Genomic DNA, 23,004 nt, shown 5'->3' on the forward strand with positions numbered 1-23,004 from the left:
GAAAACCATGAGCGCATTTATGTATTTAGCGATGGCGATCGTCGCAGAAGTGATCGCCACCACCATGTTGAAAGCCTCCGAGGGTTTTACCCGCCTGTGGCCGTCGTTGCTGGTAGTGCTGGGCTACGGCGTGGCATTTTGGGGGCTGTCGATGGTGGTGAAAAGCATGCCGTTGGGCATCGTGTACGCGATCTGGTCGGGCATGGGGATCGTGCTGGTGTCGGTTGCTGCGGTATTCGTTTATCAGCAAAAATTGGATTGGCCGGCGATCGTCGGCATGGGATTAATTATTGCCGGCGTGCTGGTGATTAATTTACTGTCGAAAGCCTCGGTGCACTGAGTGTTATTTTGATGTAAAAAAAAGCCGGCGTGGCAGCGAGCCGCGCCGGTTGAAGAATTCAGCCATCATTCACTGAAAATAGTGGAATGCTAATTAGTTAGCGCCGTCAGCATAGACGTAAATATCGTTCTCTCCGGTAGCAAAAAATGCGCCGTCATGGCGAAAGCACGCGGGGCTAATTAATACCCATATCGCCGCTAAAAGCGGCGCAGCCGGCAGCGGTGACGTTATCACTTTCTGCCTGCCTCCGGGCCCAGACCGCGGGTGGCGCCGTCACGTTTGGCGCTTCGCGCCGCGGCGGAAATATTCTGCAAACAAAATAAATGTCCGGCCGGCGCAAAAAAACGATAAATAATGGCCGGAATATATTTTCATTATTTATATATCGAGCTAGATTAAACAAGTTTGCATCAAAGATAGCGAAACGTGTCCGCCAAGTGACGCGCGTTATCAGCAATGGCGATTTTACACAGCGCAGTTCCGGGTTCAGGAGTGGGATAATGACGACATCAAAATGGCTGCTTGCCAGCGCCGTGCTGCTTTTAGCCGCCTGCAGCAGCAATAACGAAGAGCCAGTACAGCAGGGTAACAGTGCCAGAATCAATACGTTGCAGACCAGCGCCGGTTGCGCGGCGGTCGGCGGCGTCACCACCATCGCGCACAACTTGAACGGCGAAGCGCTGCGCATGTGCCAGATGCCGAACGGCAAACAGTGTGAGGAACGCACGCTGGGCCTGGGCAGCTGCGCCGGATAAGCCCGCGGCGCCTGACCCGGCGCGCAGGTCAATACACCCAGTCGCGCAGGGTATAAACCAGCGTGTGGCCGCTGCCGCTTAGCGTCAGCCGTTGGGCGTTTAGCGTCACGTCGGCGCCGTTTTCCAGCACGGCGCCGATGACGTGATCCCAGCGGTTGCGCTGCGCATCAGGGCACAGCTTGCGCGTCGTGGCCAGCGGTTTCACTGTCAGCACACCGTCGCGTAATTGCCCCTGCCCGAAGAAGCGGTTGCACATCGTGCCGGACACGTGCAGGTGCTCGCCGAACTCCAGATTGAGCAGGCCGCTGCCCGTTGGGGCTTTTGCCGCTTCACCATCCACGCTCTGCAACACGAAATTATGATGCAGCAGGTCGCCGGGCGTGACGGTCGCGTGCGGTTTCATATTGCACCCCGCTAAGGCCAACGCCGCCAGGGCGGTCGTCGTGACTTTTCTCATCGTCGCTCTCTCAAATAAACAGGGCGCCTTGGCGGCGCCCTGAGATCAGGTTCAGGCGTTCAACTGGTTCGGGCAGGTTTCGCCGCGATCCAACTGGCTGATGTTCTGCAGCGTGGTTTGTGAAATGCTGGTCAGCGCCTCTTCGGTCAGGAAGGCCTGATGGCCGGTGAACAGCACGTTATGGCAGGCCGACAGGCGGCGGAACACGTCATCCTGAATCACGTCGTTAGACTTGTCTTCAAAGAACAGGTCGCGCTCGTTCTCGTAGACATCCATCCCCAGCGCGCCGATTTTCTGTTGCTTCAGCGCGTCGATGGCGGCGGTCGAGTCAATCAGCGCGCCGCGGCTGGTGTTGATCACCATGACGCCGTTTTTCATCATCGCGAAAGCGTCGGCATTCAGCAGATGGTGGTTTTCCGGCGTCAGCGGGCAATGCAGGGTGATCACGTCGGACTGTGCGTACAGCGTTTTCAGATCGACATATTCAGCACCCAGCTCCAGCGCCTGTTCGCTCGGGAATGGATCGTAGGCCAGCAGCTTCATGCCGAAGCCTTTCAGAATGCGCATCGTCGCCACGCCGATTTTACCGGTGCCGATCACGCCGGCGGTGCGGTTGTGCATGTTAAAACCGATCAGCCCTTCCAGCGAGAAGTTGGCGTCGCGGGTGCGTTGATAGGCGCGGTGAATACGGCGGTTCAGGCACATCATCATGCCAATAGTGTGTTCCGCCACGGCCTCCGGCGAGTAGGCCGGCACGCGCACCACCTTGATGCCCAGTTCTTTGGCGGCGTCCAGATCGACGTTATTAAAGCCGGCGCAGCGCAGGGCGAGGATCTCGACCCCCAGCGCCGCCAGTTCTTCGAGCACTTCACGGCTGCCGTCGTCGTTGACGAAGATACACACCGCCTTGCACCCGGCGGCCGTTTTGGCGGTTTTTTTGCTGAGTAAAAAGTCGAAGAATTCCAGCTCATAGCCAAACTGCTGATTCACCAGTTCGAGATATTTACGGTCATACTGTTTGGTACTGTATATCGCCAATTTCATCGTGGTTTCTCCACCGTGATTTTGTGATCAATTTAACAGATTTTAGTAAATTCGACAATTGGTTAGCCATTTCCGACAGGGTCAAAATCGCCGCTGTCGGGCTGCGCTGGGGGCTTGGTACGGTGAAGGGAAGGCGACGGTGGTGGCGAGTGACAAAAAAATCCCCACGGGGGTGTGGGGAATGGCTTCTCTAGTACACAGTTAGCTAGCAGCTAAACTTTTATTAGAATGCTTGCAAGACTATTAATCATCAACGGTAACGACAATAACAAAAGTCTGAAAACTGTCTCATTCATGTGATGTATATGTAACGAAAATCTACAATCCCGCATACGTTTGCGCCAAAAGGGTGCAAATCGCCTCTGCGACCGCGCTCAGCTTCACCCTATGTCAAATTCGTGCCATCATTATTGTCAATTCAGGCATAGACTTAACGAATGCCTAACTCAGGAACGAAGCAATCATTTAATGACCAGGCGATTGAAAGTATTCATAGGGACGGTGGCGGGCGGCGCAATCCTGGTGCTGGCGTTGTGGCAAACCTTGCCGCGCTGGCTGCCGGGGGTGTTATCGCATTGGTTGCCGGCGGGAAGCCGACTGGAATTGCAGGGCGGATTGCATTGGCGCCAGGGCGGTCTGGCGTTGGCGGGGGCGCGTTTCAGCGCGCAAGATTGCCTGCTGGCCAACGTCGGGCCGACGCGACTGGCTTACCGGCAAGGCCGCTGGCAGCTGTCGAGCGATAAGGTCAGCGTCGATAGCGCCTGTTTGTCAAAACTGCCGGGCGGCGACGACAACAGCACGCCGCTGGCGCTCGACCAGCTGCAGCGGCAGCTGCCGCCGCTGGATCTCACGATTAACGATCTGACGCTCATTCCCTGGCAGCGCTATGCCGGCAAACTGCAGCTTACCTCCGGCACTGATGGGCAACGCCTGCATTATCAGGGGCCGAATCTCAGCGCCGAGGCGCAACTGGATGAAAAACAGCAGCTGACGTTGCAGAGCCTGACCGTCCTCCCGCCCAACAGTGCGCAACCGCTGCACCTCGCCGGCAAGATAACCATTCCGCTGGATCTGGCCAGCCTGCCGACGCAGGGCGCGTTGCAGGGGGAAATGCAGACCGCCTATCTGGAAAAACCGGTGTTGCTGGACATGCGCTGGCAACAGCAGCAGGGCGTGTTGACGGTGAGCGAAAAAGGCGACGATCGGCCGCTGGCGGTGTTGCCGTGGGAAGTGACGCCGCAGCGCGTCAGCATCAAGCAGGGCGAGTGGCGCTGGCCGTACAGCGGGCAACCGTTGAACGGCGGCCTGAGCGTCGCGCTGCACGACTGGAGCAAAGGGCTGGATGAAACAGAGATCAGCGCGCGACTGAACGTGATCACCGCCGGCCACAATGGCAAGGGCAATGCGGTGCTGACCCTCGGGCCGGGCAAGGTAGGCTTGACCGACAGCGATCTGCGTTTCCAACTGACCGGCCAGGCCAATCTGGCCGACTTCTCCACCACGGCGTCGATCCCGGGTGTGATCGGCGGCAGCATTCTCAACCCGACGCTGGTGCTGCAGCCGGGCTCGCTGCTGCGCCTGTGGGGCAAAGTGTCCCCGGAAATGAAGCTGGACGAGGCGCGCTTGCCGCTGGCGGGGGTGAAAGTGACCGCCGCCGGTATCACCGGCCGTCTGCAGGCTATTTTGAGCGCCAGCGACAGTTACTGGGGGCGTTTCAAGCTGCACCTGGATGGCCAGGCGCAGGATTTCTGGCCAGACAAGGGCGACTGGCAATGGCGTTACTGGGGTAATGGCCGTTTGCCGCCGCTGCAGGCCGCCTGGGACGTCGCCGGCAGCGGCCGCTGGCAGGACAGCGAGCTGGTGCTCGACAAGCTTTCCACCGGCTTCGATAAATTGAAGTATGGCCTGGTGACGGTCGCCGCGCCGCGCTTGAGCCTCAATCAGCCGCTGCGCTGGCAGCGTGATGAACAAAACCCGCAGTTCAACGGCGAATTACAACTGGCGGCGGATAAGGTCAGCTTCAGCGACGGCGGCCATCTGCCGGCGCCGGTGCTGGCGCTGCAGCTGAATGGCCGTTCGCCGGACAGTTTCCAGTTGCAGGGCAAACTGCAGGCGCAGCAGATCGGGCCGATTGCGCTGCGCGGCCGTTGGGACGGCGAACGCCTGCGCGGTGAGGGCTGGTGGCCGAAACAGTCGCTGAAGGTCTTCCAGCCGCTGCTGGCGCCGGATCTTAATCTCACGCTGCGCGACGGCGAATTTTACGCCCAGTCGGCGTTCTCCGCCGCCCGCGAACAAGGGTTCGAGGCCGGTGGCCACTGGGTGGTGAAAAACGGCGGCATGTGGCTGAAAGACGGGGAAATGAGCGGCCTGGACTTCATCCTGTCATACCGGTTCAAGCAGCATCAGTGGCAATTGGGGGCTAAACAGCCGGTGTCGCTGCGCATCAAGTCTTTCACCAACCTGTTCGAGATGCAGAACATTTCCGCCGATCTGCAGGGCACCTATCCTTACAGCGAAGGGCGGCCGCTGACGTTGAGCAACGTCGGCGTGGACATGCTCAACGGCCATATCAGCCTGTCGGCGCTGCGGTTGCCGCAGCATGACGCCGCGGTGCTGAAGCTGGACAAGGTCGATCTCAGCGCGTTGTTCACCGCCCTGAAACCCAAGCAGTTCGCGATGTCCGGCCGGGTCGACGGCGAGCTGCCGCTGTTCCTGAACCACCCGAAATGGCTGGTGCAAAACGGCTGGATCGCCAACGCCGGCACACTGACGCTGCGGCTGGACAAAGACATGGCCGACGCCATCGGCAGCAATAACCTGGCGACCGGCGCGGCGATCGACTGGCTGCGCTACATGGAAATCAACCGTTCGCACGCCCGGGTCGATCTCGATAACCTGGGCGAGCTGACGCTGAGCGCGCGCATCGACGGTATCAACCCGCAGAAGAGCGCCAAGCGCGAGGTGATCCTGAACTATCGCCATCAGGAAAACGTGTTTCAGCTGTGGCGCAGTTTGCGCTTCGGCGACAATTTACAGGAGTGGCTGGAGCAGGCCCTCTCACAACCTGGGGAACAACAATGAAAATCATGAGTGTGTCGGCGCTGGCAGCGGTGCTGTGCGTTTCGCTGCTGAGCGGCTGCGTGCCGCGCATCGAGGTGGCGACGCCGAAGGATCCGATCACCATCAATATGAACGTCAAGATCGAGCATGAGATTCATATCAAGGTGGATAAGGACGTCGAAAACCTGCTGAAAACCCAAAGCGGTCTGTTCTAGGAGCCGACATGAAAAAACGTTATGTGTGGCTGGCTGGCGCCGCCTGGCTGTTCAGCAGCGTGGCGATGGCACTGACGCTGGATGAGGCGAAGCAGCAAGGGCGGGTGGGCGAAACCCTGAGCGGCTATATTGCGCCGGTGAAACAGGATGCGGAAACGCTGGCGCTGGTGAAGCGCATCAACGCCGGCCGCGCCGAGAAGTATCAGGAAGTGGCGGACGGCAACCATATCGCCGTCGACGAAGTGGCACGCATGGCCGGGCAGAAGCTGGTGACGCGTGCGCAGAGCGGCGAGTATGTGCGCGGCATCAACGGCCAGTGGCTGAAGAAATAAAAAAAAGCGCGCCGTCTGGCGCGCCAAGAGATACGGATAGATGATTATTATGAGGGTAGTGCAGGTTTGACAGGACTGACGTCTTGTCCGGCAGGGGCATGGCGCCCCTGCGCGGGATCTTAGGCGGCAACCACCTGAGACAGGGCCGCTTTGGCGTCTTCCTGGGCTTTGGTGGCCACTTCCGGGCCGTAGGCGATGCCTTCCGCGAAGACGAACTCCACGTCGGTGATGCCGATGAAGCCCAGGAACAGACGCAGGTAAGGTTCTACCAGGTCGGTTGGGGTGCCTTTATGGATACCACCGCGGCTGGTCAGGATCACGGCGCGTTTGTTTTTCACCAGGCCTTCCGGACCGTTTTCGGTGTAGCGGAAGGTTACGCCGGCGCGGGCAACCAGATCGAAATAGTTTTTCAGCTGGGTCGGGATGTTGAAGTTGTACATCGGGGCGGCAATCACGATGACGTCATTGGCCTGCAGCTCGGCGATCAGTTCGTCCGACAGCGCCAGCGCTTCTTGTTGACGCGGGGTCAACGGAGCATCGGAAGGACGCAGCGCGCCAACCAGTTCGCCGTCCAGCACCGGGATTGGCTGTGCGGCCAGATCGCGTACGGTGATGGTGTCGCCGCTGTGGGCGTTGCTCCATTGCTCTACGAAGAAATCGGCCAGTTGGTTAGACTGAGAGTAGGTCGCCAGGATGCTTGATTTCAGAACCAATACTTTGCTCATCGATAATTCCTTACGTTGTGACAGTGACATCAGGACTCAGCGTCCCTTGCATGAAGTACATGCTATTCACATTCTTCCGACAGTGATAGCGCAATATTTCGAGATCTTCGTTCGATTTTATTGAATGACATGCCGAGGCTTTGCTCGCGGAAGTAGGGCGAAAAAGCCGTTTGTGATACGCTGTGCGGCTAAAGCAAAAAAATCGCTAAAAAAACATTAAACCGTTGCTAAGCCTGGTCTTGGCCGCGATGAAACAAGGAACACCGAACGTGAAATCTCCGCTCGAGGCACTGCCGGCCCAACTGGGCGAGCTGATGCTCCGCGATCAACAACGCCTGCGTCGTCGCCTGCAGGGCGCACGAAAAATCAAAAATCCCGATGCCCAGCTGGCGGTCGCCGCCGAAGTCGAAAGCGACATCGCGGCGGCGCGGCAGAAAGTGCAGGCGCGCGCCGCGTCTTGCCCGCGCATTTCCTACCCGGAAAGCCTGCCGGTCAGTCAGAAAAAGCAGGACATTTTAAACGCTATCCGCGATCACCAGGTGGTGATCGTCGCCGGGGAGACCGGCTCGGGGAAAACCACCCAGTTGCCGAAGATCTGTCTGGAGCTGGGGCGTGGGGTGAAAGGGCTGATCGGCCACACCCAGCCGCGCCGCCTGGCAGCGCGCACCGTCGCCAACCGCATCGCCGACGAGCTGGAAACCCCGCTCGGCGGCAGCGTCGGTTACAAGGTGCGCTTCAACGATCAGGTGGGGGAAAACACCCTGGTCAAGCTGATGACCGACGGCATCTTGCTGGCGGAGATTCAGCAGGATCGCCTGCTGATGCAGTACGACACGCTGATCATCGATGAAGCGCACGAGCGCAGTCTTAACATCGACTTTATTCTCGGCTATCTGCGTGAACTGCTGCCGAAGCGCCCGGATCTCAAGGTGATCATCACCTCGGCGACCATCGATCCGCAGCGCTTCTCGCGCCACTTCAACAATGCGCCGATCATCGAGGTTTCCGGCCGCACTTACCCGGTGGAAGTGCGTTACCGCCCGGTGGTCGACGACGACGACGATACCGATCGCGACCAGCTGCAGGCGATTTTCGATGCGGTGGACGAGCTTGGGCGCGAAGGGCCGGGCGACATTCTGATCTTCATGAGCGGTGAGCGTGAAATTCGCGACACTGCCGATGCCCTGAACCGCCTCAATCTGCCGCACACCGAGGTGCTGCCGCTGTATGCGCGCCTGTCGAACAGCGAACAGAACCGGGTGTTCCAGTCGCACCACGGCCGCCGCATCGTGCTGGCCACCAACGTGGCGGAAACCTCGCTGACGGTGCCGGGCATCAAGTACGTCATCGATCCGGGCACCGCGCGCATCAGCCGCTACAGCTTCCGTACCAAGGTGCAGCGCCTGCCGATCGAGCCGGTGTCGCAGGCTTCCGCCAACCAGCGTAAAGGGCGTTGCGGCCGCGTGTCGGAAGGGGTGTGCATCCGCTTGTATTCCGAACAGGACTTCCTGTCGCGGCCGGCGTTTACCGATCCGGAGATCCTGCGCACCAACCTGGCGTCGGTCATTCTGCAGATGACCTCGCTGGGGCTGGGCGACATCGCCGCGTTTCCGTTCGTCGAAGCGCCGGACAAGCGCAACATTCAGGATGGCGTGCGCCTGCTGGAAGAGCTGGGGGCGATCACCACCGCCGACAACGGCCATTACCAGCTGACGCCGCAGGGCCGGCAGCTGGCGCAGTTGCCTATCGACCCGCGTCTGGCGCGCATGGTGCTGGAAGCGCAGAAGAGCGGCAGCGTGCGCGAGGTGATGATCATCACCGCCGCGCTGTCGATTCAGGATCCGCGTGAGCGCCCGATGGACAAGCAGCAGGCTTCGGATGAAAAACACCGTCGCTTTGCCGACAAAGACTCGGATTTCCTGGCGTTCGTCAATCTGTGGGATTATCTGCAGGAGCAGCAAAAAGCGAACTCTTCCAGCCAGTTCCGCCGGTTGTGCCGCAACGATTTCCTCAACTACCTGCGGGTGCGCGAGTGGCAGGATATCTATACCCAGCTGCGTCAGGTGGTGAAAGAGCTGGGGCTGCCGATCAACAGCACGCCTTCCGACTACCGCAGCGTGCATACCGCGTTGCTGACCGGCCTGCTGTCGCACATCGGTCAGAAGGATGCGGACAAGCAGGAATACACCGGCGCGCGCAACGCCCGTTTCTCGATCTTCCCCGGCTCCGGCCTGTTCAAGAAGCCGCCGAAGTGGACCATGGTGGCCGAATTGGTGGAAACCAGTCGCCTGTGGGGGCGCATCGCCGCGCGCATCGAACCGGAATGGATCGAGCCGCTGGCTCAGCATCTGGTGAAGCACAGCTACAGCGAGCCGCATTGGTCGAAGTCGCAAGGGGCGGTGATGGCCAGCGAAAAGGTCACGCTGTTCGGTCTGCCGATCGTCGCGGCGCGCCAGGTCAACTATGGCTCCATCGATCCATTGCTGTGCCGTGAGCTGTTTATCCGCCATGCGCTGGTGGAGGGCGACTGGCAGACGCGCCACGCCTTCTTCCGTGAAAACCAAAAGCTGCGCGCCGAAGTGGAAGAACTGGAGCATAAATCGCGCCGCCGCGACATTCTGGTGGACGACGAAACGCTGTTCGGCTTCTACGATCGCCGCATCCCCAACGATGTGGTCTCCGGCCGTCATTTCGACAGCTGGTGGAAGAGCGCGGCCAAACAGCAGCCGGATCTGCTGAACTTTGAAAAAGAGATGCTGATCAAGGATGGCGCTAACAAGATCAGCGCGCTGGACTACCCGAACTTCTGGCATCAGGGCAATCTCAAGCTGCGGCTGAGCTACCAGTTCGAACCGGGCACCGACGCCGATGGCGTGACGGTGCACATTCCGTTGCCGATCCTCAATCAGGTGGAGGAGCAGGGCTTCGAGTGGCAGATCCCCGGCATCCGCCGTGAGCTGGTGATCGCGCTGATCAAGTCGCTGCCGAAACCGGTGCGCCGCAACTTCGTGCCGGCACCGAACTACACCGAAGCGTTCCTCGGCCGGGTTACGGCGCTGGAATTGCCGCTGCTGGACGCGCTGGAGCGCGAGCTGCGGCGCATGACTGGCGTGACCGTGTCACGTGATGACTGGCAGTGGGATCAGGTGTCCGATCACCTGAAAATGACTTTCCGCGTGGTGGGCGAGAAGAACCAGACGCTGCGTGAAGGCAAAGATTTGGCCGCTCTGCGCCTGCAGCTGAAAGAGAAGGTGCAGGAGACGCTGTCGGCGGTGGCCGATGACGGGCTGGAGCAGAGCAATCTGCATGTCTGGAGCTTTGGCCAACTGCCGGCGTTCTACGAGCAGAAGCGCGGCGGCTATTCGATGAAGGCCTACCCGGCGCTGGTGGATGAGAAGGACAGCGTGGCGATCCGTCTGTTCGACAGCGAAAGCGAGCAGCAACAGGCGATGTGGCAAGGTACGCGCCGTCTGCTGCTGCTGAATATTCCTTCGCCGATTAAGTACCTGCATGAAAAGCTGCCGAACAAGGCCAAGCTGGGGCTTTATTTCAACCCGTACGGCAAGGTGCTGGAGCTGATCGACGACTGCATTTCGTGCGGCATCGACAAGCTGATCGCCGAACACGGCGGCCCGGTCTGGCAGGAAGAAGGCTTTGCGCGTTTGCAAGAGCAGATCCGCGCCGAGCTGAACGACACGGTGGTTGAGGTGGCCAAGCAGGTTGAGCAGATCCTGACGGCGGTCTTCAACATCAACAAGCGGCTGAAAGGCCGGGTGGACATGTCGTTGGCGCTGGCGCTGTCGGACATCAAGACTCAGCTCGGCGGCCTGGTCTACCGCGGCTTCGTCACCGGCAACGGATGGAAACGCCTGCCGGACACGCTGCGTTACCTGCAGGCTATCGAGCGCCGGCTGGAGAAACTGGCTATCGATCCGCACCGCGATCGCGCGCAGATGCTGCGGGTGGAGCAGGTGCAGCAGGCATGGCAGCAGTGGCTGAACAAGCTGCCGCCGAAGCGGCAGCAGGAAGAAGAGGTGAAAGCGGTGCGCTGGATGATCGAGGAACTGCGCGTCAGCCTGTTCGCGCAGCAGCTGGGCACGCCTTACCCGATCTCCGACAAACGCATTCTGCAAACTATCGAGCAGCTTTCGGGCTAAACGCTGGCGCGCCGGTCGGCAAGCGGCCGGCGCGTTATCTGCCGTGCAAGAAAAACGGCGCTTTACGCGCCGCCGAGTAGGGATTATTTGCCTGCCGCCAGGGCGTCCAGGGCTTCGCGGATGCCGGGTACCGCCAGGGCGCGGTTATCGGCGCGATAGCGATCTTTCGCCGCCGGCGCCGAGCTTTGGATGGCGATAAGTTGCCAGCCGTCGGCGGTTTTCAGCAGCAGCGGCGAACCGCTGTCGCCCGGCAGGGTATCGCACTGATGCGACAGCACGCCTTGTTGAGCCCAGCCGGTCACCTTGCAGTTTTGGTGGCTGTAGAGATCATCCAGATGATCTTCCGGGTAGCCTGCCTGGGTTATCAGCCTTTTGGCCTGTTTCAGCGCCTGGGTCAGCGCTTTGCTGTCGCCTTGCCACAGCGGCAGCGGCGCGATCGGCAGCGGCTTCTTGTCTTTCAGCCGGATCAGCGCAAAGTCATAGGCGGCGGCGGCGGGCGGCACGATCCAGCCGTCACCGTCCGGCTTCAGCTTTTTGCCCAGCTTGCTGTCGACCAGGGTCTCGATATTGTCGGTTTGATACTGCCACGATTTATCGCCCGCCACGAAGCGCAGAGCGACGGCCTTATCCAATTGCCCCGGCGGTGCCAGCACGCAGTGACCGGCGGTCAACGCCAGATGCGGGGAGATCAGCGTGGCGGTACACAGATTGCCGCTGGCGGTTTCGACCTGGCCGATGGCCTGCCACGGCTGGGCGGCGGTATCCGTGACCTTGATTCGTTCATCTTTGCCAAAAAACAGGCGCGTTTGCTCGGCCTTGGACGGGCCGTCGGCGCGTGCCGCCTGGGAGGCAACGAACGGGAGTGAACACAGCAACAGTAAAACGGATATGCGCATAGATCTCTTGCCTGACAAATACGGATCATCCATAAACACACTGAATGCTAACTATAGACTGATTTAGCAGCCATGTGGATGGGCAATAATTGATTTTTCAATAATTTCCCGCCGGCGGCGCGGCAGGCTACAGATAAAAAAAGACGGCGATCAGTCCACAAAGGATCAGGGCGGTCAGAATGATCTCGAACAGGTAGCGGCGCAGCATCAATGAGAACCCCCCGATGAAAAAACACCCGGCGAACCGGGTGTCGTACACGTCAAGCCTGAAGCGGTGAGGGGACCCTCACGTCATTACGCTTTTTTGTGGCTGGCTTTCTTGTGGTGCTTTTTAGCCGCCTGGGCTTTTTGCGCTGGGGCTTTCTTGCCGGCTTTCTTGTGATGCTTTTTGGCCGCCTGAGCTTTCTGTACCGGGGCTTTCTTGCCGTGATGTTTCACCTGAGCTTTAGCCGGCGCAGCGGTGGCGGTGGTTGCGGTAGCCGCAGGTGCGGTGGTGGCCGCCTCGGCAGCGAAAGCTACAGAAGACAGACCCATTGCAGCGGCAACAACCAGAGCTAATACTTTTTTCATCGTAAAATCCTCAATATGACTTTTGGGTATCAACCCCACTGCGGGGCCGTTGAGATGATAGTAGGCAAACGGCGCGCGGCTTTCCGTGAGTGATTGGTTTCGGCTTGTAACCTAATGTACAGGGCAGCGGCGGCAGGGGGGATTGCTGCTATAATGACCGTCAGGCGCGATAAAAGGGATTTAAAATGAACGAGATAACGGTTCGTTGTGGCGTAACTGAACAGGGTGAGGTGCCGCTGGCCTATGAGGACTGGGGCGATGAGACGCATCCGCCGTTGCTGCTCATCATGGGCATCGGCGCGCAGCTTTTGCTGTGGCCTGACGATTTCTGCCGCGCCCTGGTGGCCAAGGGATTTCGGGTGATCCGTTACGACAACCGCGACGTCGGGCTTTCCGGCAAGACGCAGGGGCAGCGCACGCAACCGTTGTGGCTGCTGATGTTGCGCGCCCAGCTCGGTTGGCAAACGCCGGTGCCTTATACCCTGGCGGATATGGCGGCGGACGCGGCGCATCTGCTCGATCATTTGCGTATTCCGCAGGCTCACGTGCTGGGCGCTTCGATGGGGGGAATGATCGCCCAGGTGCTGGCCGCCGACTACCCGCAGCGCGTCGCCTCGTTGTGTATCTTGTTCTCCAGCACCAACCAGCCGTTGTTGCCGCCGCCGGCGCCTTCGCTGCTGTGGCTATTGGTGCGCCGGCCCGCGGCGGATATGACGCTGCAGCAGCGCCATGAGGGGATGAAAGCCTTTTTACGCGCGCTTGGCACCGCGATGTATCCGCCGGAGGAGGCGGAGCTGGATGCGCTGGTGAAGCGGTTGTTGAAGCGGGGTGTGGATCCGGAAGGTATGCAGCGGCAGCTTTCCGCGCTGCTCGGCAGCGGCGATCTGCGTCGTTACAGCCGACGCATCGCCGCGCCGACGCTGGTCATTCACGGCGACCGCGATCGGCTGGTGCGCAAGGCGGGCGGGGTGGCGATCGCCCGCGCAGTAGCCAACGCCGAATTACATATTATGCCGGGCATGGGGCATGACCTGCCCGCGTCGTTGAGGCCGCAACTGGCGGCGATGATCGCCCGTCATGCGCTGGGATGAAAGGCGGAGCGGTTTGGTGCTTTTTACTGTTTTAGTTACAACATACTCCTGGAGAGTAGCCACCCGACACTCTGTAGCCAAGGTGCTGTCGGCAAGAGTCGTGCGCTATGAAACACCATCAGGTCTAGCAGGGGGAAAATGGCGCGACCGTGGCCGCGCCAGGGGGGATTACAGGTAGCGGTTTTCCAAATGTTGACGGAAGTAGCGCGGGTTGAGCGCTTCGCCGGTTGCGTTGGCGATCAGCGTTTCGGTCGGGAAACGGCTGCCGTGGCGCCAGATGTTATGCTGCAACCAATGGAAAAGCGGCTGCAGATTGCCGGCGGCGATATCTTCACTCAGCGATGGCAGCGCCTGACGCACGCTGTGGAACAGCTGCGCAGCGTACATCGCGCCGAGCGTATAGGTCGGGAAGTAGCCGAAGGCGCCGTCGGTCCAATGGATATCCTGCATGCAGCCGTTGCGATAGTTGCCGATGGTGTCGAGGCCCAGATACGCGTGCATCTTTTCATTCCACAGCGCCGGAATGTCCTCCACTTCAATGTCGCCTTCGATCAGCGCCTTTTCAATTTCGTAGCGCAGGATGACGTGAGCGGGATAGCTCACCTCGTCGGCGTCGACGCGGATCAGGCCCGGTTTAACCCGCTGATTGAGGCGAATGAAGTTGGCTTCTTCCAGCGCCGGCTGCTCGCCAAACTGCGCGGTGACCAACGGACGCAAGATTTTCAGGAACTCATTGCCACGCGCCAGCTGCATTTCAAACAGCAGGCTCTGCGATTCGTGAATGGCGGTGGAACGGGCCAGAGCGACCGGCTGGCCGAGCAGATCGCGCGGCAGATTCTGTTCGTAACGGGCGTGGCCAGTCTCGTGCACGATGCCGAGCAGCGCGGTCAGAAACTCTTTGTCGTTGTAACGCGTGGTGATGCGCACATCTTCCGGCACGCCGCCGCAGAACGGGTGCGCGCTGACGTCGACGCGGCCATTGTCGAAGTTGAAGCCGAGCAGTTTCATCACGCTCAGGCTCAGCTGGCGTTGGGTGTCCACATTGAACGGGCCCTGCGGCGCCTGGCAGGGTTCGTTGGCCTGTTTGGCCACCACGCGCTGCAGCAGATCCGGCAGCCAGGTTTTCAAATCGCCGAAGATACGGTCAAGATCGCTGCTGCGCATGCCCGGCTCATACAGATTGAGCAGGGCGTCGTAACGGCTGGTGCCGGCCGCCTGCGCGCGGATTTGCGCTTCTTCGCGGCTGAGCTTGACCACTTCGCGCAGATTCTCGGCGAAGCCATCCCAGTCGTTGGCCGGGCGCTGGGCGCGCCAGGCGTGTTCGCAGCGCGCACCGGCCAGCGATTTGGCTTCGACCAGGGAGGCCGGCAGCAACACGGCGTCCTCATATTGGCGGCGCATCTCGCGCAGATTGGCGCGGTCGAGCTCGTCCAGAGTCTCTTGCTGCGCGCGATCCAACAGCGCGCCGGTGCTTTCCGCGGTTAAAATCTGGTGCTGCAGTACGCTCAGTTCGGCCAACGCTTCTGAACGCGCCTTGCTGCCGCCCGGCGGCATCATGGTTTGCATGTCCCAACCGGCGATGGCGGACAGGTGGCCGAAACGCGACAGCCGGCTAAAAAGCGCGCGCAGTTGATCGTAAGCAGACGTGTTGGAATGTGCAGATGTCATTATTATTCGGCTCCCAATTGATAATGGTCCGGCGGTATTACGCCAGATCGGCTTTTAAACTGAATGTCGGCTTCACCGGCCAGCAGAAGCGGAAGCTGGCGCCGCCGAGCGAACTGCCTTCAACGAACACCTGTCCCTGGTAGGCGACGGCGATGGAATGGACGATGGCCAACCCCAGCCCGCAGCCGCCGGTGGCGCGATCGCGGCTGGGATCGAGGCGGACGAAAGGCTCGAACACCCGTTCGCGCTCTTCCGGCGGAATGCCCGGCCCGTCGTCTTCGACTTGCAAACAGGCGAGATCGCCGTCAAACCACAGGCCAACGCGCAGGCGCTGCTCGGAATAGCGCAGCGCATTGTTGACCAGGTTGTCGAGCACGCGTTCCATCAGGCGCAGATCGACGCCGCCGAAGTCGCCGACGTGCGGAATATCGAGCTGGATGTCGCGTTCCTGATGAATAAGACGGATATCATCGACCTTGTCCTCGAGCCACTTTGGCAGATCGATGGGCTCGATGTTTAACGCAACTTGCGGGCGGTCCAGACGGGCATAGGTCAGCAGTTCGTCGATCAGCGATTCCAGCTGGCCGATATCGCGGTTCAGCGCCTGCTGTTCGCTTTCGGACAGGTTATCGCTCATCTCGAGCCGGTAGCGCAGGCGCACCAGCGGCGTGCGCAGCTCATGAGCGATGCCGTCGATCAACTGTTTCTTGCTGGCGATCAGGGTGTTGACGTTGTCCGCCATCTGGTTGAATGCAACCCCGAGCCGGCTCAGGCTGGAGGTGGGGTCGAAATGGGTGCGCTCATCCAGATGCCCGGCGCCGAGGCGTTGGGCGGCGTTTTCCAGCTTGAGCAGATCTTGCCAGTGCGGCCGCATCCACAGGAACACCGGCAGCGCCAGCGACATGCCGATAAACACCAGCAATACCAGATCCAGCAGGCGCATCTGATGCAGGTAGAACAGATAAGGAATCGGGCCGACGACCAGGACATAGTGGCTGCGCGGGATGCGCTGCATGAAGGTGTATTGATCGTCGAGGGCGATGATCTCCCCCAGCCGCAGCCGTTTTTTCAGATCTTCGCTCAGCTCCTGTTTGCCGAGCGGTTCGATATGCAGTTTGAACGACAGGTTGAGATCCAGCGTGGCGATGGTTTTGTTCCAGTCCTTCAGCGGGATTTCGCGCAGCTCGCTGCGCATCAGGTACAGCGAGCTTTTCATCAGATCGTCCATCGACTGGCGGCCGGCGCGCTCGGCGGTCACTTTGTACACCAGGCCGACCAGCATCGCCATCACCAGAAAACAGACGAACAGCAACAGGAAGAACTGGACGAAAAGTTTTCTCATTGTTGCACCGATGCCCAGGCGTTAGGGGCGAACAGATAACCCTTGTTGCGCACCGTTTTGATGCGGAACGGCTCCAGCGCGTTGTCGTACAGTTTGCGGCGCAGGCGGGAGATCGCCACGTCGATGCTGCGGTCCATACCGTCGTAGCTCACGCCGCGCAGGTTTTTCAGCAGCGCCTCGCGATCCATGATCTGCCCGGCATGGGTCGCCAGCTCCCACAGCAAATCGAAGTCCGAGGTGGACAGGGTGACGGTTTCTTCGCCGAGTGAGACCTGACGGTTGACCGGATCGATGCACAGCAATCCGAAATGCAGCGCGTTGTGCTGCGTGAGCGGCTGAACCGACTCTTCTTTCGGCTGCTGGCTGTGTTGGCGCAGGTGCAAACGCAGGCGCGCCAGCAATACCGCCGGCGGCGTGGTTTTCAGGATGTAGTCGTTGGCGCCCATCTCCAGCGACAGGATATGGTTCATGTCGCTGTCGAGCGAGGTGAGCAGCACGATTGGGCCGGGGAAAGTGGGGCGCAGATCGCGGCACAGCGTCATGCCGTCTTTGCCGGGCAGCATGATGTCCAGCAGCACCAGATCGGGTTGCTCGCGCTCGATGCACGCCTGCGCGCTGTCGCCGCGCGGTTCGATCAGCACCTCGATATCGTGTTTGCCCAGATAGGCGGCAATCAGTTTGCCGACTTCCGGATCGTCTTCCACAAAAACAATTTTATGCATATGCCCGTGTTTTAATAAGAAAAGCGGATTTCAGCATAGCGCGGCCCGTGAAGATGCGCCATGCGGATCTTTAGCGCAGCGGACGGCCGCCGTCGACGCCGTGAGTGCGGCCGGTAACGTAGCGGCTTTCCAGCAGGTAGTTCACCAGATTGACCACTTCGCTCTCGCCCGGCGCCACCTTCATCAGCGATTTCGCCAGCGCCTGTTGGCGGTAGGCTTCATCGTCGCCCGGATTGAAAATGATCAGCGCCGGGGCGATGGCGTTGACCTTGACCTCCGGCGCCAGCTTGCGGGCGAACGAGCGGGTCATATTGTCCAGCGCGGCCTTGCTGGCGGCGTAGGCGATGTGCTTGTCGCTGCCTTTTTCCACCACGTAGTCGGTCAGATGGATAATGTCGGCACCGGCCTGGCCCTGGCCGGTCAGGCAGGGTTCGAGCAGCTGGTTGAGCAAATAGGGCGTGTAGACGTGAATTTGCAGCATCGCCGCCATCACCTGTTCCGGCGGCACTTCCGGCGATTCGGCTTGCCAGGCGCTGGCGTTGTGGATCACCGCGCGCAGCTTGGGCGCGACCTGCCGCACCTGGTCGGCGAAACGGTAGATGCCTTCATGGGTGGAAAAGTCGCCCTGAATGCAGCAGGCGCCCAAGGCTTGCAACTCGGTCATCGCCGGATATTCACTGCGATAGGCGATGATGACGGGAACGCCGCGCTGAAGAAACGCTCTGGCGAGCGCCAGCCCTATGCGCCGCGCGCCGCCGGTAATCAGCACCGGGGCGGAGTTGGGGTGTTCCATTGATTAAAGCTCCTGGACAGACTGGCAAACAATAGGGGAATTATGCCATCATACGGCGGAAAGTCGTTAAAGCTTCGCATGATTATCCATTTCTGGATGTAAGATCCCCAATGCATTTCAGGTTGCCGTCCGGCGGCGGCTTGAAAGACCACGGGTTAACACTGGCCATGAGAGGAATGAGGGGATGAACAGCAATCACCTTGCATCCATCGCGCGCAGTGAGAAAATCTGTTTCGACTACATGGATTTTCTGTCCGCATCGTGCAGGAAGCACTGGCGCTTTGTTGATGCTATTTATGGTGTGATGCCGATCTTCGGCATGGTGTTGAAATCGCGCGTGACCACGTCACAAACGCGCAAAGAGCAGTTGAAAGAGTTGGCGCTGCAGGTGGTGTCGACCCAGGTCAGCGATGAAACCAACATCGTTCGCCTGATTGACCTGGCGCAGCAGCAGGGCCTGGCGGTATTTGACATTCAGTTGCCTTATGCGCTGGAAACGCAACAGCTGGCGGCGATTCAGAAAGAGTGTGCGCAAGGCGTTGCGATCGCCCTGGTGGGTGAGCGCATGACCGTTACCCTTCCTCCTAAAAGCTGACCGGGCACATCGGCCCGGCCGCTCGCTCATGGTCAGGCCATTGGCACACCGCGATGCCCTGACTATGAGCGTGAAGTGTCACGCGGCGTGATGCCCGGCGGCTTCTAGAGCCGGGTTCCGGCATTGGGGCCGGAGCGCAGGGTATAAATACTGTCTATATGAATTAACACCGCGTATTTCGGCGGTTTCATCCCGTTTTTTTCTGCAAACGTCAGCGCATCGTCAAACGGCTTGCCCGTCTGGCACAGTTCGGGCGTGCCAACGAAGCGGTAACCGTCCAGCGCCTCGCGATCGATGACCACCACGGCCATTTTCGAGCCTTCCTTGATGTTTTGCAGCGTTTGGCCGCCGGTATTTTCGTTATAAATCAGCGTACGGTCATCATAGAGGCGCAAAGAGCGCTTGGGGCCGATATCCGGCACGCCGTTTGGGCTGCTGGTCGCCTGCACAGGCAGCTGCTTAGCCAGCATCTTTTTCATCTCGTCATTCAATTCATTCATTTGCCGATCGCTCCTCATGTCAGCGTGACGTTTTTAATGCACGGTGGCGGAATGGCTGGCGGCAGACGCGCAGACGCTGGTTTCCGGCAGCCGGTGTTCGCGCAGTAAGTGCAGGGTTTCAATCCTGAAGCGCAGCAGGTGCCGTTCGGCGATCTGCTGCATCTGTTCGCACAGCGAGGTATCGCCCAGCAGCCCTTCGACGGCGACTCGGGCCTGATGCACGTGCAGTTCGACGCCGCGAAGGGGCTTTTGCCGCAGGCGCAGATGGGTGATGTTGTTGAATGTGACGATCAGCGCGGCAAGGGCAGATTCGAAAATATTGGGCGCTTCAAATCTGGCGGTATATTCCGCATTCAGCCAGGGTTTTTCGGCGATGATGGCCTGAGCGACCTCGAGCGCCTGTTGGTAGCTCGCCATCGCCTGGCGATCGTGCTGCTGATTAAACGCCGCGTTGCCCTCGGCGATCAGCGCTTCCCAGGTGGTAAATAAAGGTAATGCGTGCAGCAGTTTTTCAGCCATGAAATGCCTTCCATTTTCAGCCTGTCTTAACCCGCCTCCGACGCCTCTCGGCAGTGGGGCACTCGCGTCTTTACCGTTAATGCTTGGATGATAATGATAATTAATTGCATTTAAGATCGCAAGCGCGGCGCATGGCTGATGATGTACAGGCCGAGGGAAAGAGGTAGAAGGGAGAGAAGCAATAATGCGGCTGACGGGCAGCCGCATTGGCAGGTCATCTTAGTGCAGCATAAACCAGCCGGCAGGCAGCGTGGCCACCAGCAGCAAGAGGATGCTGCCTTTTTCCAGGCGGTTCAGCAGATTGATATCGCGGTGGCCGCGGCGGGCATACATGAACACCAGCAGACCCGGCGCATACAGCAGCACCGACATCAGCAGATGCATCAGCCCCGAAGCGTACAGCAGCCACAAACCATAGATGCAGGCGCCGGTGGCGGCGAAGATCAGGCGTTTGTCGCGGCGGCGGTACGCCACCTTAAACAGAAACGCGCCGACCAGGAAGTAAGGCACCAGGATCATTTCCGAAGCGATGGTCAACAGCGAGTTGTAGTTGCTGCCGGTCAGCCAGATCAACACCAGCGCCAGCTGTACGGCGATGTTGGTCAGCCACAGCGACGAGGACGGGGCGTGATGGCGGTTCTGCTTGCCGAATACGCGTGGAAACGCACCGTGCTGCGCGGCCAGCAGCGGCACTTCCGCCGCCATGATGGTCCAGCTCAGGTAGGCGCCGCAAACGGAAATGATCAGACCGGCGGCAATGAGCACGTCTCCCCATGGGCCGATCAGTTCCACCATCAGCACCGCCATCGACGGGTTGCGCATTTCGGCCAGTTCGCTGCGCGGCACCACGCCCAGCGACAGCAGCGTGACCATCAGATACACCGCCAGCGCCGACAGTACCGCCAGCATGGTGGCGCGGCCCACGTCTTTTTTATTGCGGGCGCGGGCGGAAACCACCACGGCGCCTTCCACGCCGATAAACACCCACAGGGTGATCAGCATGGTGTCCTTGACCTGTTCCCATACCGGCTTGCCGAGGGCGACACCCTTGAAATCCAGCGTAAACACGTCCATTTTGAAGGCGATCGCCGCCAGAACGGCGAACATGCCTAGCGGCAGCAGCTTGGCGAGGGTGGCCGCCAGGTTGATGCTGGCGGCGGTTTGCACGCCGCGCAGCACCAGCGCGTGCACGATCCACAGCAGGGCGGATTCGGCGATCAGCGCCTGCCAGGTATTGCCGTCACCGAGAATAACGTCGCCGCCGCGATCGGTGAAAATACTCAGCGCCGCGAACACGATCACCAGATACGAAACGTTGGCGATCACGGCGCACAGCCAGTAGCCCCAGGCGGAGCAGAAGCCCATCAGCTCGCCGAACCCTTCTTTAGCGTAGGTGAAGATGCCGCCGTCCAGATCCGGACGCAGACGCGTAAGCAGCAGCATGGCGAAGGCCAAAAACAGAATGCCGACGCCGGTGATCCCCCAACCCAGCAACAGTGCGGCGGGGCTGGCGACCTGCGCCATATTTTGCGGCAGACTGAACACGCCGGCGCCCAGCATTGAGCTGAGCACCAAAGCGGTTAGCGCGGTAAGACCGAGTTTTTTTTCCAATGACGGATCCTGAACGCAGAATAAACAACTGGAAGGGAACTGCTTGGCGGCAACAATGTGTTAACAACCACTGCGCGAATAGACAATAGCCCTAAAAATTGGCGCAAATTCTACGGAGGGATGATTAGAGATGCAATGATTGAATATGCGGAATTTACAAAAAACTATTCAACGGTGGGCGAAAAGAGCGGCAATAAAAACGGGCAGCTCAAGGGCTGCCCGATGGTAAACCGAAAAGCGGGTTTTATTTGAACAGATCGGCGCTGACGGTCAGGTTGCCGCCGCTCTTGTTCTGCCACTGGCGAGTGACGTGGTAGTACTTGGCGCCTTTCTCGGCCGCGCGTTTCGCCACTTCGGTAGACACGTCGGTCATGCTGTTGAAGTGGCCGGTGAAGGTGACGGAATCGAACGGCACCATCTGCGCGGCGGTCACGTTGTTCACTTCCTGGATCTTGGTGCCGTTAGGCAGCGTGACGGTATAGCGCTGGCCGGTAGAGGACTGGGTTTCGAAGAAACGGCCCACGTCGCGGCTTGGCGAACCGGAAGACGCGACGCCAGGAATTTCGACTTTCGCGGCTTCGGCGCCACCGGCGGCCAGGGCGGCGCGGCCGGCGTCAGAGTCGGCCGGGATGGCGTCCGGGCTCTGCACACGGCGTTTCGGCGCATCGGCCTTATAGATGTACGCGGTGACGAACTGGTTGCCGCCGGAGTTGGCGTCAACCTGGCGCACGATAAAGAACGAGGCGGCGCCTTTTTTCTTCGCTTCTTTGGAGATGGCGTCGTTGATGTCCGGCTGGCTGCGGTAGAAGCCGCTGACGCTCACGGTATCGTAAGGCTCCAGCAGGTAGGCTTCATCTTTAGGCAGTTCATTCACGCCGTTAAATACGCGGTATTTTGGTGTTTTGCTCACTTCTGGCGCATCTTTATGATAAAGGTCTGCGGTGACGCGCCAGTTGCCGCCGTTGTTGCTGTTGTTGGTGTCCTGGATATAGAAGGAATCGGCACCCAGTTTGTCTGCACGGCGGGATACGGCGTCGACGGCTTCATTGATGGCATTGAAGCGGCCGGTAATCGTGATGCGATCAAACGGCTTCAGCGCCGCTGCTTTCTCAGGAGTTAACTCTTGCGCAGCTTGAGCAGACAGCGCGGTGAGTGATAACAAGGCTGACGCGATGATCGTGGTCTTCAGCTTCATAAAAAATCCTTTCGCCTAGCGCATTAACGTTTATAACGTACTGAACTGTTTAAGTGTAATTCAGCCGTCGATTATTACATGTAATTCTGAAAACTGTCTCAGCATTTTATGTTATCCCGTGCGACAAATCGCCGAAGGTGACGCGGGTCGCACGGATGGCGCCGCCGTCATAAATTTCCATAATAACGGCTTTGGTGTCATTAATGTTAATTATTCACAAAATGATAACTTTTATGCTTTTGCGCCGCGTGCGGCCATAAATCGTTACGCCGGGCGTAAACCTCTTGTTGCGCAGAATGTGCTGTTCTGTATGGATTTTTTCACTGTAAATTGCGATTTGTCATATCGCGCGCGGCGTTTTTATGTAAAAACAGGGCTGAATGCGTAAGCAATTATGGATCATCGACCTTATTTTCA

23 protein-coding genes are annotated in these 23,004 nt (G+C 59.5%); 10 read left to right on the plus strand and 13 right to left on the minus strand.

The window, feature by feature from the left end; all coding sequences use genetic code 11:
* Nucleotides 1-7 precede the first annotated feature (7 nt).
* Both ssmE and ACRAWE_RS06740 read left to right on the plus strand, forming a co-directional pair.
* A complete protein-coding gene (gene ssmE / locus ACRAWE_RS06735; RefSeq protein WP_025159776.1) occupies nt 8-340 on the plus strand; it encodes a multidrug efflux SMR transporter SsmE in 333 nt (110 codons plus the stop codon).
* A gap of 500 nt (nt 341-840) precedes the next feature.
* Nucleotides 841-1,095 (plus strand): DUF333 domain-containing protein, encoded by a 255-nt coding sequence (locus ACRAWE_RS06740; protein WP_015377999.1) that lies wholly within the window; start codon nt 841-843, stop codon nt 1,093-1,095.
* A gap of 28 nt (nt 1,096-1,123) precedes the next feature.
* On the opposite strand, the gene hslJ is transcribed toward ACRAWE_RS06740, so the two are convergent.
* The gene (gene hslJ / locus ACRAWE_RS06745; protein ID WP_063919555.1) at nt 1,124-1,552 is read right to left on the minus strand and encodes a heat shock protein HslJ; all 429 of its coding nucleotides are present in this window, start codon (nt 1,550-1,552) and stop codon (nt 1,124-1,126) included.
* Nucleotides 1,553-1,603: 51 nt separating this feature from the next.
* Nucleotides 1,604-2,596: a 2-hydroxyacid dehydrogenase gene (locus tag ACRAWE_RS06750; RefSeq protein ID WP_019452652.1), complete on the minus strand. Its 993-nt coding sequence runs from the start codon at nt 2,594-2,596 to the stop codon at nt 1,604-1,606.
* Between the two features lie 468 nt (nt 2,597-3,064).
* Between ACRAWE_RS06750 and ACRAWE_RS06755 the strand changes: the two genes are divergently transcribed.
* From ACRAWE_RS06755 to ACRAWE_RS06765, 3 genes are read left to right on the plus strand one after another with little or no spacing between them, the layout of a single operon-like run.
* On the plus strand, nt 3,065-5,677 hold the full coding sequence (locus ACRAWE_RS06755) for a YdbH family protein (protein ID WP_432525149.1): 2,613 nt from the start codon (nt 3,065-3,067) through the stop codon (nt 5,675-5,677).
* Nucleotides 5,674-5,871 carry a YnbE family lipoprotein gene (locus ACRAWE_RS06760; protein WP_004930472.1) on the plus strand — a complete coding sequence of 66 codons (198 nt, stop codon included), beginning with the start codon at nt 5,674-5,676 and terminating at the stop codon, nt 5,869-5,871. Before ACRAWE_RS06755 ends, ACRAWE_RS06760 begins: the two co-directional genes overlap by 4 nt.
* An 8-nt stretch (nt 5,872-5,879) precedes the next feature.
* The gene (locus tag ACRAWE_RS06765; protein ID WP_015377995.1) at nt 5,880-6,203 is read left to right on the plus strand and encodes a YdbL family protein; all 324 of its coding nucleotides are present in this window, start codon (nt 5,880-5,882) and stop codon (nt 6,201-6,203) included.
* 119 nt (nt 6,204-6,322) lie between these two features.
* Here the strand turns inward: ACRAWE_RS06765 and azoR are convergent, their stop codons facing one another.
* Nucleotides 6,323-6,928: an FMN-dependent NADH-azoreductase gene (azoR, locus tag ACRAWE_RS06770; protein ID WP_019452650.1), complete on the minus strand. Its 606-nt coding sequence runs from the start codon at nt 6,926-6,928 to the stop codon at nt 6,323-6,325.
* Nucleotides 6,929-7,197: 269 nt separating this feature from the next.
* Between azoR and hrpA the strand changes: the two genes are divergently transcribed.
* Nucleotides 7,198-11,085: an ATP-dependent RNA helicase HrpA gene (gene hrpA / locus ACRAWE_RS06775; RefSeq protein ID WP_432525150.1), complete on the plus strand. Its 3,888-nt coding sequence runs from the start codon at nt 7,198-7,200 to the stop codon at nt 11,083-11,085.
* 83 nt (nt 11,086-11,168) lie between these two features.
* On the opposite strand, the gene ACRAWE_RS06780 is transcribed toward hrpA, so the two are convergent.
* The gene (locus tag ACRAWE_RS06780; RefSeq protein WP_019452648.1) at nt 11,169-11,981 is read right to left on the minus strand and encodes a trypsin-like serine peptidase; all 813 of its coding nucleotides are present in this window, start codon (nt 11,979-11,981) and stop codon (nt 11,169-11,171) included.
* A 294-nt stretch (nt 11,982-12,275) separates the two neighbouring features.
* Nucleotides 12,276-12,551 (minus strand): acid resistance repetitive basic protein Asr, encoded by a 276-nt coding sequence (gene asr, locus ACRAWE_RS06785; protein ID WP_025302975.1) that lies wholly within the window; start codon nt 12,549-12,551, stop codon nt 12,276-12,278.
* 185 nt (nt 12,552-12,736) lie between these two features.
* On the opposite strand from asr, the gene ACRAWE_RS06790 reads away from it, so the two are divergent.
* Nucleotides 12,737-13,642: an alpha/beta fold hydrolase gene (locus tag ACRAWE_RS06790; protein ID WP_043128968.1), complete on the plus strand. Its 906-nt coding sequence runs from the start codon at nt 12,737-12,739 to the stop codon at nt 13,640-13,642.
* Between the two features lie 168 nt (nt 13,643-13,810).
* Here ACRAWE_RS06790 and ACRAWE_RS06795 read toward each other — a convergent pair whose 3' ends face one another.
* The 4 genes from ACRAWE_RS06795 to folM form a co-directional block, all read right to left on the minus strand.
* Complete coding sequence (locus ACRAWE_RS06795; RefSeq protein ID WP_063919553.1) at nt 13,811-15,310, minus strand: carboxypeptidase M32; 1,500 nt, start codon at nt 15,308-15,310, stop codon at nt 13,811-13,813.
* Between the two features lie 37 nt (nt 15,311-15,347).
* The gene (rstB, locus tag ACRAWE_RS06800) at nt 15,348-16,652 is read right to left on the minus strand and encodes a two-component system sensor histidine kinase RstB (RefSeq protein ID WP_019452643.1); all 1,305 of its coding nucleotides are present in this window, start codon (nt 16,650-16,652) and stop codon (nt 15,348-15,350) included.
* Nucleotides 16,649-17,374 (minus strand): two-component system response regulator RstA, encoded by a 726-nt coding sequence (gene rstA / locus ACRAWE_RS06805; protein ID WP_063919552.1) that lies wholly within the window; start codon nt 17,372-17,374, stop codon nt 16,649-16,651. The genes rstB and rstA overlap by 4 nt, the downstream gene beginning before the upstream one ends.
* Nucleotides 17,375-17,444: 70 nt before the next feature.
* Nucleotides 17,445-18,167 (minus strand): dihydromonapterin reductase, encoded by a 723-nt coding sequence (gene folM, locus ACRAWE_RS06810; protein WP_019452641.1) that lies wholly within the window; start codon nt 18,165-18,167, stop codon nt 17,445-17,447.
* A gap of 184 nt (nt 18,168-18,351) precedes the next feature.
* Between folM and ACRAWE_RS06815 the strand changes: the two genes are divergently transcribed.
* Nucleotides 18,352-18,762 (plus strand): hypothetical protein, encoded by a 411-nt coding sequence (locus ACRAWE_RS06815; RefSeq protein WP_074054123.1) that lies wholly within the window; start codon nt 18,352-18,354, stop codon nt 18,760-18,762.
* Nucleotides 18,763-18,866: 104 nt separating this feature from the next.
* Here the strand turns inward: ACRAWE_RS06815 and ACRAWE_RS06820 are convergent, their stop codons facing one another.
* The 3 genes from ACRAWE_RS06820 to ACRAWE_RS06830 all read right to left on the minus strand — a co-directional run bounded on the left by ACRAWE_RS06820 (nt 18,867) and on the right by ACRAWE_RS06830 (nt 21,392).
* Nucleotides 18,867-19,262: a pyridoxamine 5'-phosphate oxidase family protein gene (locus ACRAWE_RS06820; RefSeq protein WP_019452639.1), complete on the minus strand. Its 396-nt coding sequence runs from the start codon at nt 19,260-19,262 to the stop codon at nt 18,867-18,869.
* Between the two features lie 33 nt (nt 19,263-19,295).
* Nucleotides 19,296-19,781 (minus strand): hypothetical protein, encoded by a 486-nt coding sequence (locus ACRAWE_RS06825; RefSeq protein ID WP_063919550.1) that lies wholly within the window; start codon nt 19,779-19,781, stop codon nt 19,296-19,298.
* 219 nt (nt 19,782-20,000) lie between these two features.
* Complete coding sequence (locus ACRAWE_RS06830; RefSeq protein WP_063919549.1) at nt 20,001-21,392, minus strand: amino acid permease; 1,392 nt, start codon at nt 21,390-21,392, stop codon at nt 20,001-20,003.
* 57 nt (nt 21,393-21,449) lie between these two features.
* Between ACRAWE_RS06830 and ACRAWE_RS06835 the strand changes: the two genes are divergently transcribed.
* Entirely contained in the window at nt 21,450-21,644 is a 195-nt protein-coding gene (locus ACRAWE_RS06835; protein ID WP_139285520.1) for a hypothetical protein, read from the plus strand.
* Here the strand turns inward: ACRAWE_RS06835 and ydgH are convergent.
* On the minus strand, nt 21,637-22,587 hold the full coding sequence (gene ydgH / locus ACRAWE_RS06840) for a DUF1471 family protein YdgH (RefSeq protein ID WP_019452635.1): 951 nt from the start codon (nt 22,585-22,587) through the stop codon (nt 21,637-21,639). The two genes, ACRAWE_RS06835 and ydgH, sit on opposite strands and share 8 nt — an antisense overlap.
* A 118-nt stretch (nt 22,588-22,705) precedes the next feature.
* Between ydgH and ACRAWE_RS06845 the strand changes: the two genes are divergently transcribed.
* Nucleotides 22,706-22,975 (plus strand): hypothetical protein, encoded by a 270-nt coding sequence (locus ACRAWE_RS06845; protein ID WP_432525151.1) that lies wholly within the window; start codon nt 22,706-22,708, stop codon nt 22,973-22,975.
* Nucleotides 22,976-23,004: the final 29 nt, after the last annotated feature.

This window comes from Serratia sp. BFP-2025, assembly GCF_050880365.1.
Taxonomy (GTDB): Bacteria; Pseudomonadota; Gammaproteobacteria; order Enterobacterales; family Enterobacteriaceae; genus Serratia; species Serratia surfactantfaciens.

What these genes read in the sequence shown, in the direction of transcription:
- ssmE (WP_025159776.1), top strand. Translation starts at nt 8, where the DNA reads ATGAGCGCATTTATGTATTTAGCGATGGCGATCGTCGCAGAAGTGATC.
- rstB (WP_019452643.1), bottom strand. Translation starts at nt 16,652, where the DNA reads ATGAGAAAACTTTTCGTCCAGTTCTTCCTGTTGCTGTTCGTCTGTTTT.
- ACRAWE_RS06760 (WP_004930472.1), top strand. Translation starts at nt 5,674, where the DNA reads ATGAAAATCATGAGTGTGTCGGCGCTGGCAGCGGTGCTGTGCGTTTCG.
- ACRAWE_RS06820 (WP_019452639.1), bottom strand. Translation starts at nt 19,262, where the DNA reads ATGAATGAATTGAATGACGAGATGAAAAAGATGCTGGCTAAGCAGCTG.
- ACRAWE_RS06815 (WP_074054123.1), top strand. Translation starts at nt 18,352, where the DNA reads ATGAACAGCAATCACCTTGCATCCATCGCGCGCAGTGAGAAAATCTGT.
- ACRAWE_RS06825 (WP_063919550.1), bottom strand. Translation starts at nt 19,781, where the DNA reads ATGGCTGAAAAACTGCTGCACGCATTACCTTTATTTACCACCTGGGAA.
- ACRAWE_RS06755 (WP_432525149.1), top strand. Translation starts at nt 3,065, where the DNA reads ATGACCAGGCGATTGAAAGTATTCATAGGGACGGTGGCGGGCGGCGCA.
- rstA (WP_063919552.1), bottom strand. Translation starts at nt 17,374, where the DNA reads ATGCATAAAATTGTTTTTGTGGAAGACGATCCGGAAGTCGGCAAACTG.
- ACRAWE_RS06750 (WP_019452652.1), bottom strand. Translation starts at nt 2,596, where the DNA reads ATGAAATTGGCGATATACAGTACCAAACAGTATGACCGTAAATATCTC.
- ACRAWE_RS06795 (WP_063919553.1), bottom strand. Translation starts at nt 15,310, where the DNA reads ATGACATCTGCACATTCCAACACGTCTGCTTACGATCAACTGCGCGCG.
- azoR (WP_019452650.1), bottom strand. Translation starts at nt 6,928, where the DNA reads ATGAGCAAAGTATTGGTTCTGAAATCAAGCATCCTGGCGACCTACTCT.
- ydgH (WP_019452635.1), bottom strand. Translation starts at nt 22,587, where the DNA reads ATGAAGCTGAAGACCACGATCATCGCGTCAGCCTTGTTATCACTCACC.
- ACRAWE_RS06780 (WP_019452648.1), bottom strand. Translation starts at nt 11,981, where the DNA reads ATGCGCATATCCGTTTTACTGTTGCTGTGTTCACTCCCGTTCGTTGCC.
- ACRAWE_RS06740 (WP_015377999.1), top strand. Translation starts at nt 841, where the DNA reads ATGACGACATCAAAATGGCTGCTTGCCAGCGCCGTGCTGCTTTTAGCC.
- asr (WP_025302975.1), bottom strand. Translation starts at nt 12,551, where the DNA reads ATGAAAAAAGTATTAGCTCTGGTTGTTGCCGCTGCAATGGGTCTGTCT.
- ACRAWE_RS06790 (WP_043128968.1), top strand. Translation starts at nt 12,737, where the DNA reads ATGAACGAGATAACGGTTCGTTGTGGCGTAACTGAACAGGGTGAGGTG.
- folM (WP_019452641.1), bottom strand. Translation starts at nt 18,167, where the DNA reads ATGGAACACCCCAACTCCGCCCCGGTGCTGATTACCGGCGGCGCGCGG.
- hslJ (WP_063919555.1), bottom strand. Translation starts at nt 1,552, where the DNA reads ATGAGAAAAGTCACGACGACCGCCCTGGCGGCGTTGGCCTTAGCGGGG.
- ACRAWE_RS06765 (WP_015377995.1), top strand. Translation starts at nt 5,880, where the DNA reads ATGAAAAAACGTTATGTGTGGCTGGCTGGCGCCGCCTGGCTGTTCAGC.